This is a genomic window from Arthrobacter sp. Soil_N43, from assembly GCF_057655195.1.
In genome coordinates, this window is record NZ_JBDGML010000131.1 from 26,102 (window position 1) to 40,287 (window position 14,186).

Below are 14,186 nucleotides of genomic sequence, written 5' to 3' on the forward strand. Positions count from 1 at the left end.
TAGAGTGGAATCTATGAGTTCGCCAGCTTCCCGTCCTGTCCCCCCAGCCGCCGCCAGCCAGCTCAACCTGCGCGGCGCCGTCGACCTGTCCGTCCTCAAGCAGCGCCAGACGCCGCCGGCTGCTCCGGCAGTGGGCCCCGCAGCCGGGACCCCGACCGGCACGCCCCCGGCGGGGGCGCCCGGGACTGCCGGCTCCGAGGCGCCGGCCCTTCGCGTCGATGTCACCGAGGCCAACTTCCAGGATCTCGTCGAGCTTTCGTCGCAGGTCCCCGTGGTGTTCGCACTCTGGGCAGCGTACTCCCCGGAATCGGCGGGCGTGCTGGATGCGCTGGAGCGGATCGTGCAGGGGTATGCCGGCCGGCTGGTGCTGGGTGCAGCGGACATCGAGGCCTTTCCCCAGCTCGCCCAGGCCTTCCAGGTGCAGGCCGTGCCCACGGCGGTGGCAGTGCTCAAGGGCCAGCCCGTTCCGCTGTTCCAGGGCGGGGCCGATGAACAGCAGATCCGCGCACTGCTCGACGAACTGCTCAAGGTTGCCGCTGCCAACGGCGTGTCCGGCAACGTCGGCGGAGCCGCCGCGGCTGAGCCGGCGCCCGCACCGGTGCCGCCGCTGCATCAGGCCGCCTTCGATGCGATCGAGGCCGGGGACTACGCTGCCGCCGCCGCGGCCTACCGGCAGGCCCTGATCGAGATGCCGGCCGATGCCGAGGCCAAGGCAGGCCTGGCACAGGTGGAACTCATGGACCGTCTCCAGAAGCTCTCCGGGCCGGAGGGTGACGCGCTCCGGCAGCTCGCGGCCGATGAGCCGGACAATCTCGATGCCCAGCTCGGAGTCGCCGACCTCGACGTCGCCGGGGGACATGTGGAGGACGCCCTGAACCGCGTGGTGGGATTCATCGGCCGGAACTTCGGACCGGAGCGTGAGACGGCCCGCGTGCGGCTGCTGGAGCTGTTCGACGTCGTCGGAAGCACCGACCAGCGCGTCGCAAAGGCCCGCCAGGCACTGGCGCGGGTGCTGTTCTAGTGACAGTTCCGGCCCTCTTCAGGCCGCTGTCCCTCCGCTCGCTGCAACTGCAGCACCGGGGCTGGGTTTCGCCCATGTGCCAGTACAGCTGCGACCCTGAGGCCGCTCCCGGCGTGCCCAACGACTGGCACCTCATGCATTTGGGCTCGTTCGCGGCCGGGGGAGCGGCCCTGATCCTCACCGAGGCCGCGGCTGTCAATGCCACCGGGCGGATCAGCCCGCGCGACGCCGGGCTTTACAACGACGAGCAGGCGGCCGGCTGGGAGCGAATCGTGGGCTTTGTGCACCGCCACGGCGTTGCGGACGCCAAGATCGGCGCCCAGCTCGCCCACGCAGGCAGGAAGGCCTCAACCTACTGGCCGTTTTCCGGGGAGAAAGGGTCTGTTCCCGCATCCGCCGGCGGCTGGGAGACCGTGGGGCCCGGCAACCGGGCCTTTGACGGCTACGCTGCCCCGGCGGCGATGACGGAAGAGGACATCCGGGGCGTCATCGCTGATTTCGCGGCTGCGGCCACGCGGGCCGTCGACGCAGGGTTCGACACGATTGAAATCCATGGTGCGCACGGCTATCTGCTGCACCAGTTCCAGAGTCCGCTCGTGAATGACCGCACCGACGCCTGGGGCGGGGACGCCGCAGGCAGGAACAGGCTGACCCTTGCCGTCGTCGACGCCGTGCGCGCCGTGATCCCCGAGTCCATGCCGCTGCTGCTGAGGATTTCGGCCACGGACTGGACCGACGGCGGAATCGTCGTCGAGGACTCCGTGCAGCTTGCGGCGCAGGCCGCCGAACACGGCGTTGACCTCATCGACGTCTCAAGCGGCGGTGCGGTGGCGCACCAGCAGATCCAGCCGGGACCGGGCTACCAGACCGGCTTCGCCTCCCGCATCCGCCGCGAAACCGGCGTTGCCACGGGCACCGTCGGGCTGCTGACGTCGCCCGGGCAGGCGGAGCATGTGGTTGCCACCGGACAGGCCGACGGCGTCTTCATCGCCAGGGCGGCGCTGCGGGATCCGCACTGGTGGCTCCGGGCCGCCTTCGAGCTCGGGCATGACCTCAAGTGGGCGCCCCAGTATGAGCGGGCGGTGCCCCGGCGGACGTTTTGAGCACCCGCAGCCGGGCGCGGCCCTCAGCCCTGAGGCTGATCCGCGGCCGGCGCCGCTTTACTCCTTGAGGGGGATCCCGCCGCGGCCGGGACGCGGATAGGGTGAGTCCATGAGTGTTCCCGCTGCCCTGTCCATCAGGGGACTTGCTAAGCGCTTCGGCAGCAAAATCGCCGTCGACGGTGTCAGCCTGGAGGTTCCCGCCGGGTCTTTCTTCGGAATCGTCGGCCCGAACGGTGCAGGCAAGACCACCACGCTGTCCATGGCCACCGGGCTTCTGCGGCCCGATTTCGGCACTGCGGTGGTCCACGGCGTTGACGTGTGGGCGCGGCCGCTGGAAGCCAAGAAGCTGATGGGCATTCTGCCGGACGGTGTCAGGCTGTTCGACCGGCTCACAGGCGAACAGCTCGTCACCTACGCCGGACTGCTCCGCGGCATGGACAAGGCCGTGGTCTCGGCCCGCGTGGGGGAGCTGCTGACCGCGCTGGACCTGAGCGGGGACGCCGGAACGCTCGTGGTGGACTACTCGGCCGGCATGACCAAGAAGATAGCCCTCGCGTCCGCCCTGATCCATGCGCCCAAGGTGCTGGTGCTTGACGAGCCGTTCGAATCAGTGGACCCGGTCTCCGCAGCAAACATCCGGGACATCCTGGAGCGGTACGTTGCCACCGGAGGAACCGTGATCGTCTCCAGCCATGTCATGGACCTGGTGCAGCGGATGTGCGACCACGTCGCCGTCGTTGCCGAAGGACGGCTCCTGGCCGCGGGGACTGTGGCAGAAGTCCGCGGCGGCGTGAGCCTCGAAGAGCGGTTCGTCCAGCTGGTGGGCGGAAAAGTCCAGACCGAGGGGCTCGAGTGGTTGCGCACCTTCTGAGGCTGAAACTTACGCTATTGCGGAACGGGCTGCGGCGGAGTCCGCTGCAGCTGATCGGCCTGGCAATCGGCGGGCTGTACGCCCTGGGGATCGTGGGCACGTGCATCGCGGGGCTGCTCTTGCTCCGCCAGCAGGACCCGCTCCTGGCCCACACAGTTGTTGTGCTCGGCGGCTCCGCGGCCCTGCTCGGCTGGGGGATTGTGCCCGTGGTTGCCGCTGCGGCCGACATGACGCTGGACCCCGCGCGGTTCGCCACCTCGGCGATCCCCATGCCCCAACTGTTGGCCGGCCTTGCTGTGGGAGGACTGATCGGGATTCCCGGGCTGGCCACATCACTCGTAGCCCTGGCGACGGTGGGCACCTGGTGGCGAGGGGTCCTCCCTGCGCTCGGTGCCCTCGTCGGTGCCGTTGTGGCCGTGCTGAGCTGCGTCGTGCTGTCCAAGGTGGTCACGACAGCCACCGTTAGCCTGGCTGCTTCGCGGCGCTTCAAGGACGCCAGCGGGTTGGCCTTCATGGTGCCCCTGATTCTGATGGGGCCCATTGTGGCCGGGGTATCACAGGGCATTGCGGACTCCCGGGACTTCCTCACCGAGCTCGCACAGGTTCTCTCCTGGACGCCCCTGGGCGCAGCCTGGTCGCTGGGCGGCGACCTTGAGACGGGGCGCCCCGTTGATGCAGCCCTGAAGCTCCTCATCGCCGTGGCGACCCTCGCCGGCATGGCCTGGTGCTGGAAACTCCTGCTGCAGCGCGCCCTGGTCACCCCGCCCTACGCCGGAAGCAACCGCAGGACGGGGGGCCGCATGGGGCTGTTCGCGCTGTTTCCCGCCTCGCCAACGGGTGCCATTGCCGCCCGTTCCCTGACCTATTGGTTCCGGGATCCCCGGTACTCCGGATCCCTCGTGGCCATTCCGCTGCTGCCGGTGGTCCTGGCGTTCCAAGGAAGCCAGACGGGCAATTTCGGCGTCATCATGATCGTCGGGCCGCTGACCGCGTTCCTGCTGGCCTGGTCCATCTCGGCCGACGTGTCCTACGACAACACGGCATTTGCACTGCATCTGGCCGCGGGAGTCCGCGGCCTGCACGACCGCTTGGGGCGCGCCCTGGCGTGCCTTGCCTTTGCCTTGCCCACCGTGCTGGTCCTCACGGTGGGGCCGTTCTTCCTGACCGGGAACTGGGAATGGCTGCCGGCCATCCTGGGGCTCTCCCTCGGTGTGCTGTTCAGCGGGCTTGGCCTCGCCTCGGTGGTTTCGGCCCGCTACACGGCGGCGGTTCCGCTTCCCGGGGACAGCCCTTTCAAGAAGGCGCCCGGCAACGTCGGCCAGACCCTGGCCGTCCAGTTCGGCGGCATGGGCGTCCTGCTGGTGCTGACGCTTCCGGAAGCCGCCCTGGTCATCGCCCAGTCCGTCACCGGTGACCCGGCCTTTGGCTGGGCCAACCTTGCCGTCGGGACGCTGCTGGGACTGGCCCTCTTCGTGGCAGGCGTCCGCGTCGGCGGCCGCTGGCTCGATGCCCGCGGGCCCGAGTTGCTGGCCCAGCTGACCGTCAACAAGTAACGGGCCTGCCGGGGCGGCTCCGCACGTGGTTGACTAGGCACGTGGTCGACAAGGCACGTGGCTGACAAGGCACTCGACCGCTGGCCTGGACCGTGCACGTCCAGTCACCATAGGCAGATGAAAGGCGGTGCACCGTGGAGGTCGTGATCCTTCCGGGCAACAGGCAGATCGCCTCCTTGGCGGCGGATGCCGTTCAGGCGCTGCTGCGCCGCAAGCCCGATGCGGTCCTGGGCCTGGCAACAGGTTCATCGCCACTGCCGATCTACGACGAACTGGCTGCGCGCCATGACCGCGGCCTGCTGGACTTCAGCCGGGTCCAGGGCTTTCTGCTGGACGAGTACGTGGGGCTGGAAGCCGGCCATCCGGAGTCCTACCGCGAGGTCATCCGCAGGGACTTTGCCGGCAGGGTCAACATCCCCCTGGACAATGTCCACGGCCCGGATGGCAGCGCGCCGGACATCCCCGCCGCGTGCCGGGCGTACGAGGACGCCATCCGGGAGAGCGGCGGGGTGGACCTGCAGCTGCTGGGACTGGGAACCGACGGCCACATCGGATTCAATGAACCGGGTTCATCGCTGGCTTCCCGGACGCGCATCAAGACGCTCATTGAGCAGACACGCCGGGACAATGCCCGTTTTTTCGGCAGCCTGGCGGAGGTGCCCCACCACGTGCTGACCCAGGGCCTGGGCACCATCCTCGAATCCCGCCACGCCGTGCTCGTGGCGACCGGCGCGCAGAAAGCGCAGGCGGTCCATGATCTCGTCGAGGGTCCTGTGGCGGCCGTCTGCCCCGCATCCGTCCTGCAGCTGCATCAGCACGCGTCCATACTCATTGACGAGGCCGCGGCGTCCTCGCTCAAACTGGCCGACTACTACCGTCATTCGTACGATCACAAGCCGGCCTGGCAGGACCTGTAGGAGCAGTTCCTGTCTCCTTGCCGGCTGCTTTGCCTGCTGCGCGGCTCCGTTCCGGGACCGCGGCCCACGCTCCGGGACGGGCTAAGATGGATGGCATGACTAGCATGACGGATCCTCTCGACAACGACCCCATGCGTGAGCTCTCCGGAGCCGGATCGTCCACGGCCACCATTGAGCGCGAGGAACAGCGCCAGGAAGTGGAACCCGGCGACCGAGAACGCTTCTCGCATTACGTCCGCAAGGAAAAGATCATGGAGTCGGCGCTGACCGGTGAGCCGGTCATCGCGCTGTGCGGCAAAGTCTGGACGCCCGGGCGCGACCCGCAGAAATTCCCGGTCTGCCCCATGTGCAAAGAGGTCTACGACGGCCTTCGCCCGGGCAATGACGGCGGCAAGGGGTCCGGCGGGGACTCAGGCAACAACAAGTAGTGACGGAGACACTCTTCGGCGGACCCACCCTGCCCCCGGCTTATCCGGAACGTGCAGCCTGGGGAACCGCCCCGAAGCTCCGTGCCTGGCAACAGGAAGCCCTTGACCGCTACTTCAGCACGGGCCCGCGCGACTTCCTGGCTGTGGCGACGCCCGGCGCGGGCAAGACCACCTTTGCCCTCCGCGTGGCGTCCATGCTCATCGAGTCCGGCGCCATAAACCGGGTGACGATCGTCGCCCCGACGGACCACCTGAAGAGGCAGTGGGCTGACGCCGCCGCACGCGTCGGCATCGCCATCGATCCGAACTTCAAGAATTCCGACGGCCAGCACGGCCGGGGCTTCATCGGAGTCGCCGTGACGTATGCACAGGTGGCCAGCAAGCCCATGCTGCACCGTGCCAAGACTGAGGCTGCCCGCACCCTGGTGATCCTGGACGAGATCCACCACGGCGGCGAGGCGCTGTCCTGGGGAGACGGCCTCCGCGAGGCGTTCGACCCCGCGGTCCGGCGCCTGTCGCTGACCGGCACGCCCTTTCGTTCGGACACCTCGCCGATTCCTTTCGTGGAGTACGCGGAGGACCGGGACGGCATCAGGCGCTCCAAGGCGGACTACACCTACGGCTACGGCAACGCGCTGCGCGACCACGTGGTGAGGCCAGTCATGTTCATGGCGTACTCGGGCCAGATGCGCTGGCGCACCAGCGGCGGAGAGGAAATGGCCGCTTCCCTCGGGGAGGCCGCGGTGACCAAGGATGTCACGTCCCAGGCATGGCGCACAGCCCTGAACCCCGCCGGGGAGTGGATTCCTGCCGTGCTGGCCGGAGCGGACAAGCGCCTCAGCGAGGTGCGCCGGTCAGTGCCGGATGCAGGCGGCCTGGTGATCGCGACGGACCATGAGGATGCCAGGGCCTATGCCGGCCAGCTGAAGAGGATCACCGGCGAATCGCCCACCGTCATCCTGTCGGATGACGCCAAGGCATCGAGCAAGATCGAAGAATTCTCCGCGAACGAGAAGCGCTGGATGGTGGCCGTCCGCATGGTGTCCGAAGGCGTGGACGTTCCGCGTCTTTCTGTGGGCGTGTATGCGACGTCGACCTCCACGCCGCTGTTCTTCGCCCAGGCCGTGGGCCGTTTTGTGCGTGCCCGGAAGCGGGGCGAGACCGCCTCGGTGTTCCTGCCCTCGGTTCCCCAGCTGATGGCGCTGGCCAACAGCATGGAGGCGGAACGCGACCACGCCCTGGACCGGCCGGAAAAGGAAGACGCTGACGGCCTCTTCAATCCGGAAGATTCGCTCATGGATGAGGCCAACCGTGAGGACAAGGCCTCTGACAGCCTGACCAAGGGCAAGTTCGAGGCCCTTGATTCCCAGGCGTCCTTCGACCGCGTGCTGTTCGACGGCGGCGAATTCGGCACGGGCGGTGACATCGGGTCCGAGGATGAGCTGGATTTCCTCGGCATTCCGGGCCTGCTGGACGCCGAACAGGTGGGAACCCTGCTACGCCAGCGCCAGCACGAGCAGCAGAGCCGGAAAAAGCGCCAGGGCCCCGCGGCGGCCCCGGCCGCGCCGGCCGTTCCGGACCACCGGATGCTGATGGACCTGCGGAACGAGCTTGCCAAGAATGTGGCTGCCTGGTCCGCCCGGACGGGAACGCCCCACGGCGTGGTCCATACGAAGCTGCGCACAGTCTGCGGCGGTCCGCCCGTGGCGCAGGCGAACGAGGAGCAGCTCCAGTCAAGGCTCAGGAAGCTTCAGGACTGGTTCGTCGGCCGCAAGTAGCCGGACGGCTACTCGAGGTCTACGCCCCCCAGTTCCAGCTCGGCGTAGGTGTCGTCCAGGTCCTCGGCGATTCCCGCCGTCAGCCGCTTGATGACGGTGACCGAGTAGCCGGCCTGCACGGCATCGAGGGAGGTGGCCATGACGCAGTGGTCGGTGGCGAGGCCCACCACCACGACGTCTTCCACATCGTGGCTCTGGAGCCAGTCGTCCAGGCCTATGGAGTCCTCTTCGGGCGCGTAGTCCGCATCACCGGGCATGGGCAGGGCGCCGGGCTTCCGGTCACCGGTGGGCACGGCGTCCTCGGGGGCGAGCAGGCCCTCAAAGCCTGAGTATGCGGCGGTGTGCAGACCCTTGTGGAAGTAGGCCTGGATGTGTTCGGTCTCGAGGTCCGGATGGAGTTCGGCGCCCTGTGTTCCCGCGACGCAGTGCGGCGGCCAGCTGTCCTTGAAATCAGGCGTCTCCGAGAAGTGTGCGCCCGGATCGATGTGCCAGTCCTGCGTAGCCACGATGTGGTCGAACTGGCCGTGGTGCGCTTCAACGTACTCGCTGATGGCCCCCGCCACGGCGGCGCCGCCTTCCACCGGCAGGGCGCCGCCCTCGCAGAAGTCGTTCTGGACGTCGACAATGATCAGTGCACGTGACATCAGGTCTCCTCAGTTTTCCTCGTAAAGAGTGGGGATGGCCGGCTCGCCGCGATGCAGGCGGTGCACGACCGCCGGCAGCTCGGCCATGGAGTCGGCGTGGCGCTGGCGGGCGCGGAGCACGCCTTCGTGGCCGGTCCAGCCCGGCAGCAGCTCTCCGTTCTTGATGAACTGCTGCAGGAGAGGCCGGTCGTTGCCGTCGTCGAGGGGGCGGTGGCCCACGCCGATAAGTTCCTGGGTGGCCGTGCCGTGCTCATTCAGCCGGCGGAGGGCATATTTGCGCCCGCCCTTGCTGACCTTGTTTTTGGCGGTTTTGGCCACGGGAACGAACTCCCCGTTGTCGTCAGTGCGGCTGACAAGCTTGTACACCATGCTCGCGGTGGGCGCCCCGGACCCGGTAACGAGGGACGTGCCCACGCCGTAGGCGTCCACCGGCGCGGACTGGAGGGCCGCAATGGCGAACTCGTCGAGGTCGGAGGTGACCATGATGCGGGTGTTCACGTTGCCCAGCTCATCGAGCAGCCGGCGCACCCACTGGGCCTGCTCCACGAGGTCGCCCGAGTCCAGCCGGACGGCGCCCAACTTGTCCCCGGCGATCTCCACGGCCGTACGGACGGCCGTTTCGACGTCGTACGTGTCCACGAGCAGCGAGGTGCCGGTACCCAGCGAGGCGACCTGCGCCTCAAAGGCGTCGCGTTCGGTGTCGTGGAGCAACGTGAAGGAATGGGCCGCCGTGCCCACGGTCTTGATCCCGTAGCGGAGACCGGCCTCGAGGTTGGAGGTGCTGTCAAAACCGGCGATAACGGCGGCGCGGGCTGCGGCCGTGGCCGATTCCTCGTGCGTCCGCCGCGAGCCCATTTCGACGCAGGGCCGGTGCCCGGCCGCGGTGATCATCCTGGAGGCCGCCGAAGCGATGGCGCTGTCGTGGTTCAGCACGGAGAGGATATAGGTCTCCAGGATGCAGGCCTCGGCGAACGTCGATTCGACGATCAGGACGGGGGAGTTCGGGAAGTAGGCCTCGCCCTCTGCATAGCCCCAGATGTCCCCGGTGAAGCGGAAGTCGGCCAGATAATCCAGGGTCTTCTGATTGACCACGTGCGTACGGCCCAGAAACTCCAGTTCAGCCTCGCCGAAGCGGAAGGCCGCGATGCCGTCCAGCAGCCGTCCGGTGCCGCCCACGATCCCGTAGCGCCGGCCGTCGGGCAGCCTGCGTGCGAACGCTTCGAAGACCGACTTGCGGTGCGCGGCGCCGGAATGGAGCGCGGCCTGCAACATGGTCAGTTCGTAGTGATCAGTGAACAGGGACGTGCGTGGCTGGTTCCAGCCCGGAGAGGTACTCACAAAATCACTCTAGTGCGCCTCCCCATAGAATGGACAGATGACCTTAAGCGTTGCGCTCGGCCCTGACACACAGGAGAGCACCCAAACCGGAACAGCGGAGTCCACCGACGCGCTGACCGCCCCTGACATCCCCTGGAACCTGGTGATCTGGAATGATCCGGTCAATCTCATGAGCTATGTCAGCTTCGTTTTCCAGAGCTATTTCGGATATTCGGAAAGCAAGGCGAACAAACTCATGATGGAGGTTCACAAGAAGGGCCGGTCCATCGTTGCCCACGGCAGCAAGGAACAGGTGGAACAACACGCGGTGGCCATGCACGGCTTCGGCCTGTGGGCGACGGTCGAGAAGGCCACCGGCGGAAACAGCGGGGGCGGCAAGGACGGCGGCCCGGGCAAGGGCAGGGGAAAACGTGGCTAAGGCTTTCAAATACGGGCTCAAGGGCATCACGGGATTCCTGGAACCGGCGGAACGGGAGCTGCTGCGCAGCCTGTTCGACGACGTCATCTCGATGCTCGAGCCGGAAGACCGCGGAAAGCAGGATCCGCTGGCCGCCATGATCGGGCTGGACATGGACGTCAAGGAGCCTTCGGACCGCGCGCTCCGGCGGTTGTTGCCGAACGTCGTCAAGGACGACGACGCCGCTTCCCTTGAGTTCCGCCAGCTCACCGAACGTTCACTGCGGGAAAGCAAGATCGGCGCGCTGCGCGCCGCGGCGCTGGAGCTGGACAAGGACGAACTGGTCCTGACCGCCGCCGACGCCCGGCACTGGTCCACGGCACTGAACGATGTCCGGCTGGTCCTGGCCGAGCGGCTCGACATCCGGGACGAGGCCGATGCCGACCACGTGCACCAGATGCAGGACTGGTCCCAGGCGGAAGACGTGGAAAGCTACCTGGCCCTCGTCTACAACTTCACCACGTGGCTTCAGGAGTCCCTCGTCCAGGCGATGCTGCAGTCCCTGGAAACCCGGCCCTAGCTCCGTCTCCGGGCGTACTGTCCGCTGGCCTTCCACGTACGGGCCGGCGCGCGGGTTCCCGGATGTGACAAATTTGACATGAGGCGGACACCACAAGTGATGGCCGCACCTACCGGGAAGACCTATCCTCGAATAATCATGACTTCAGCATCGAGCACGGATCCCGCAGCAGGAGCTGCGCCGGATTCCGCAACGACCATCGGCGGCAATCTCGGATCGCTGCCGATCGGGGTCTTCGATTCGGGCGTCGGCGGACTCACGGTGGCACGTTCCATCATCGACCAGTTGCCGAACGAATCCATCCTCTACGTCGGTGACACCGCCCACGGGCCCTACGGTCCCCTTCCCATCGCCGAGGTGCGCGCCAATGCCCTCGGCGTCATGGACGAGCTGGTGGATTCCGGCGTCAAACTGCTCACCATCGCCTGCAACTCGGCGTCGGCAGCGGTCCTCCGGGACGCCCGCGAGCGTTACACGGCCCGCTACGGGATTCCGGTGATCGAGGTGATCCAGCCCGCCGTCAGGCGTGCCGTGGCGGCCACCCGCACCGGGCGCGTCGGCGTGATCGGCACCTCCGCCACCGTGGGTTCGCGTGCCTACGAGGACACGTTCGCCGCGGCCCCGGACCTCGTCATCACCTCTGTGGCCTGCCCGGCGTTCGTCAGCTACGTGGAGGCGGGCATCACCACGGGCCCCGAGCTGCTGGCAGTGGCGGGGGAGTACCTTGAGCCGCTGAAGGCCGCCGGAGTGGACACCGTTGTGCTCGGCTGCACCCACTACCCGCTGCTGACCGGAGTGATTTCCTATGTCATGGGCGAGGACGTCACCCTCGTTTCCAGCGCCGAGGAAACCGCCAAGGACGTCTACCGCGCGCTCGCCAGCCGCGGCCTCGAGCGGACCGCCGCCGCCGCGCCGGAGCACAGCTTCATCGCCACGGGTGACGCGGGCCAGTTCGAATCGCTCGCGCGCAGGTTCCTCGGGCCCGAAGTCCTCAGCGTCAAGCACGTCGACCATGTGGCGGCACAGTATCCGACCGGTAGCCTGGCGCGCATCACGCCGGAAATGATTGCCGCTGCCCAGCGTGCGGCGTCCCGGCCGCGGATCTCGAATTTTGTGGGACAGGGCGCCAGCGGCGGCCCGTCGTCCGGAGGTTCCGCCCTGTGAAGCTCACCATCGTCGGCTGCACCGGGTCCTTCCCCGGGCCCGGTTCGCCCGCCTCCTGTTACCTGCTGACAGCGCATGACGGCGAACGCACCTGGAAAGTCGTCATGGACCTTGGCAGCGGAGCGCTGGGCGCCATCCAGCGCTACACGGACCTAGAGGACATCGACGCCATCTTCCTGACGCATCTGCACCCGGACCACTGCATGGACCTGTGCGGACTGCACGTGGCCGTGCGGTGGAAACCCGGCGGCTGGGACCGGGGACGCATCCCGGTCTGGGGGCCGGCCGCGACGGCGGACAGGATGGCCACCGCGTACGGCCTGGAACTCGACCCGGGCATGCATGAGGAATTTGACTTCACCAACTGGACCGAGCGCCAGTCCGTCACCGTGGGGCCTTTCACCGTGACGCCCTTCGCGGTGAACCATCCCGTGGAGGAGGCCTACGCGCTGCGCGTGGAGGTGACCGAGCCCGACGCCGCCGGGGCGGCCGTAACCCGCGTGCTGACCTACTCCGGCGATACCGATTCCTGCCGCGGACTCGAAGAAGCCGCCAAGGACGCCGACCTGTTCCTGTGCGAGGCGGCCTTCGAAGAGGGCCGCGACGACGGCATCAAGGACGTCCACCTGACAGGCAAGCGGGCAGGCGAGGCCGCTGCGGTTGCCGGCGCCCGCCGGCTGCTCCTGACGCACATCCCGGTCTGGACGTCGCAGACGAAGGTCATGGCTGAGGCGCGTCCCGCTTTCGGCGGCGATGTCGCCGTCGCGGTCGCCGGGGTGCACTACACCGTCTGAGGGCTGGCACGGCCTGAGGCCGGGGCCGCCTGAGGCTGGCACCTCCGCCGCCAGCCGGGCGCGGATAAATCGATAAGCTAAAGGCATGACTTCCGAAGCAACCACTGCCCCCGTCATCCGTGCCGACGGCCGCACCCCGGACCAGCTCCGCCCCATCAGCATCACCCGCGGCTGGTCCAAGCAGGCGGAGGGATCCGCCCTGATCGAGTTCGGCAACACCCGGGTACTGTGCACGGCTTCCCTGACCGAGGGCGTTCCCCGCTGGCTCAAGGGCGAAGGCCGCGGCTGGGTCACGGCCGAGTACGCCATGCTGCCGCGCGCCACCAACACGCGCTCCGACCGCGAGTCCGTCAAGGGCAAAATCGGCGGCCGCACCCATGAGATTTCGCGCCTGATCGGGCGTTCGTTGCGCTCGATCATCGACACCAAGGCGCTCGGCGAAAACACGATCGTGCTGGACTGCGATGTCCTGCAGGCCGACGGCGGGACGCGGACCGCCGCGATCACCGGCGCCTATGTGGCCCTCGCCGAGGCGATCCGCTTTGCCCGCGAGAACAAGATGATTGCCCGGAATGCCCAGCCGCTGGTGGACACCATCGCCGCGGTGTCCGTTGGCATCATCGACGGCGTTCCGATGCTTGACCTGCCGTACATCGAAGATGTCCGGGCCGAGACCGACATGAACGTCGTGGTGACCGGTTCCGGCAAGTTCGTGGAGGTGCAGGGCACCGCCGAGGGCGCCCCGTTCGACCGCGATGAGCTCAACAAGCTGCTCGACCTTGCACTGCTGGGGACGGAGCAGCTCGCAGCCATCCAGCGCGAAACCCTGGCCGAAGCGCCGTGAGCGACCAGAGCCCGGCCCCGGCTCCCCGGCTGGTGCTGGCCACCCACAACAAGGGAAAGCTGCGGGAACTGCGCGAGCTGCTGCGGGGGCAGGTTCCCGGGCTGGACGTCGACACGCAGGTGGTGGACGCGTCCGCCGTCGGAGGCCCCGACGTGGCCGAGACCGGCGTCACCTTCGCGGAAAACTCGCTGCTCAAGGCGCGGGCGGTGGCCGAGGCGACAGGGCTGGCGGCGATCGCCGACGACTCCGGGCTGTCCGTTGACGTGCTGGGCGGAGCCCCGGGCATCTTTTCCGCCCGCTGGGCAGGGCGGCACGGGGACGATGCCGCCAACCTCCGGCTGCTGCTGGCCCAGCTCGCCGACGTACCCGACGCGCACCGCGGCGCCGCGTTCGTGTGCGCTGCAGCTCTGGCGGTGCCGGCGTCGGCGGGGCACGGGGCGCACGAGGTGGTGGAGTACGGCCAGCTGGCCGGCACCCTGCTGCGGGAGCCGCGCGGTGAGGGCGGCTTCGGCTATGACCCCGTGCTCCAGCCCCTCGGGCTGGACCGCAGCTGCGCGGAGCTGTCGCCGGACGAGAAGAACGCCATCAGCCACCGCGGGCAGGCCTTCCGCGCCCTGCTGCCCGCGATAGTCGACGCCCTCGCCGGCTAGAACCCGTTAAAACGGCCGTTCCCCGCATGCGCGATGCTGGCCCGCAATGCGCATGCGTGGGACGTCCGTTCGCTTGCCTAAGGGCTCTACCACGTCTGGGGCTC

The 14,186-nt window shown here is 68.1% G+C and carries 15 protein-coding genes; 13 read left to right on the forward strand and 2 right to left on the reverse strand.

Annotated elements, in window-relative coordinates; genetic code table 11:
- Positions 1-13 precede the first annotated feature (13 nt).
- The 7 genes from AC3A3W_RS21685 (at position 14) to AC3A3W_RS21715 (ending at position 7,671) form a co-directional block, all read left to right on the forward strand.
- A complete protein-coding gene (locus tag AC3A3W_RS21685) occupies positions 14-1,021 on the forward strand; it encodes a co-chaperone YbbN (protein WP_487445181.1) in 1,008 nt (335 codons plus the stop codon).
- Positions 1,021-2,124: an NADH:flavin oxidoreductase/NADH oxidase gene (locus AC3A3W_RS21690; protein ID WP_487445182.1), complete on the forward strand. Its 1,104-nt coding sequence runs from the start codon at positions 1,021-1,023 to the stop codon at positions 2,122-2,124. Before AC3A3W_RS21685 ends, AC3A3W_RS21690 begins: the two co-directional genes overlap by 1 nt.
- Before the next feature lie 109 nt (positions 2,125-2,233).
- Positions 2,234-2,995 carry an ABC transporter ATP-binding protein gene (locus AC3A3W_RS21695; protein WP_487445183.1) on the forward strand — a complete coding sequence of 254 codons (762 nt, stop codon included), beginning with the start codon at positions 2,234-2,236 and terminating at the stop codon, positions 2,993-2,995.
- The gene (locus AC3A3W_RS21700; protein WP_487445184.1) at positions 2,977-4,548 is read left to right on the forward strand and encodes a transporter; all 1,572 of its coding nucleotides are present in this window, start codon (positions 2,977-2,979) and stop codon (positions 4,546-4,548) included. Before AC3A3W_RS21695 ends, AC3A3W_RS21700 begins: the two co-directional genes overlap by 19 nt.
- Before the next feature lie 134 nt (positions 4,549-4,682).
- Positions 4,683-5,465, forward strand: coding sequence for a glucosamine-6-phosphate deaminase (gene nagB, locus AC3A3W_RS21705; RefSeq protein WP_487445185.1), 783 nt, complete (start codon positions 4,683-4,685; stop codon positions 5,463-5,465).
- A gap of 86 nt (positions 5,466-5,551) precedes the next feature.
- Positions 5,552-5,893 (forward strand): DUF3039 domain-containing protein, encoded by a 342-nt coding sequence (locus AC3A3W_RS21710; RefSeq protein WP_400578402.1) that lies wholly within the window; start codon positions 5,552-5,554, stop codon positions 5,891-5,893.
- Complete coding sequence (locus AC3A3W_RS21715) at positions 5,893-7,671, forward strand: DEAD/DEAH box helicase (RefSeq protein WP_487445186.1); 1,779 nt, start codon at positions 5,893-5,895, stop codon at positions 7,669-7,671. The genes AC3A3W_RS21710 and AC3A3W_RS21715 overlap by 1 nt, the downstream gene beginning before the upstream one ends.
- 8 nt (positions 7,672-7,679) lie before the next feature.
- On the opposite strand, the gene AC3A3W_RS21720 is transcribed toward AC3A3W_RS21715, so the two are convergent.
- Together AC3A3W_RS21720 and AC3A3W_RS21725 are read right to left on the reverse strand one after the other, a co-directional pair.
- Entirely contained in the window at positions 7,680-8,315 is a 636-nt protein-coding gene (locus tag AC3A3W_RS21720) for an isochorismatase family protein (protein ID WP_487445187.1), read from the reverse strand.
- Between the two features lie 9 nt (positions 8,316-8,324).
- Positions 8,325-9,653: a nicotinate phosphoribosyltransferase gene (locus AC3A3W_RS21725; RefSeq protein ID WP_487445188.1), complete on the reverse strand. Its 1,329-nt coding sequence runs from the start codon at positions 9,651-9,653 to the stop codon at positions 8,325-8,327.
- Positions 9,654-9,690: 37 nt separating this feature from the next.
- On the opposite strand from AC3A3W_RS21725, the gene clpS reads away from it, so the two are divergent.
- The 6 genes from clpS (at position 9,691) to rdgB (ending at position 14,082) form a co-directional block, all read left to right on the forward strand.
- The gene (gene clpS / locus AC3A3W_RS21730) at positions 9,691-10,071 is read left to right on the forward strand and encodes an ATP-dependent Clp protease adapter ClpS (RefSeq protein ID WP_487445189.1); all 381 of its coding nucleotides are present in this window, start codon (positions 9,691-9,693) and stop codon (positions 10,069-10,071) included.
- Positions 10,064-10,630: a DUF2017 domain-containing protein gene (locus AC3A3W_RS21735; protein ID WP_487445190.1), complete on the forward strand. Its 567-nt coding sequence runs from the start codon at positions 10,064-10,066 to the stop codon at positions 10,628-10,630. The genes clpS and AC3A3W_RS21735 overlap by 8 nt, the downstream gene beginning before the upstream one ends.
- 99 nt (positions 10,631-10,729) lie before the next feature.
- Positions 10,730-11,794: a glutamate racemase gene (gene murI / locus AC3A3W_RS21740; protein WP_487445194.1), complete on the forward strand. Its 1,065-nt coding sequence runs from the start codon at positions 10,730-10,732 to the stop codon at positions 11,792-11,794.
- Complete coding sequence (locus AC3A3W_RS21745) at positions 11,791-12,588, forward strand: MBL fold metallo-hydrolase (protein ID WP_487445191.1); 798 nt, start codon at positions 11,791-11,793, stop codon at positions 12,586-12,588. The genes murI and AC3A3W_RS21745 overlap by 4 nt, the downstream gene beginning before the upstream one ends.
- Positions 12,589-12,673: 85 nt before the next feature.
- Positions 12,674-13,432, forward strand: coding sequence for a ribonuclease PH (gene rph, locus AC3A3W_RS21750; RefSeq protein ID WP_240460304.1), 759 nt, complete (start codon positions 12,674-12,676; stop codon positions 13,430-13,432).
- Entirely contained in the window at positions 13,429-14,082 is a 654-nt protein-coding gene (rdgB, locus tag AC3A3W_RS21755) for an RdgB/HAM1 family non-canonical purine NTP pyrophosphatase (protein ID WP_487445192.1), read from the forward strand. The genes rph and rdgB overlap by 4 nt, the downstream gene beginning before the upstream one ends.
- The last annotated feature ends 104 nt before the right edge of the window (positions 14,083-14,186 follow it).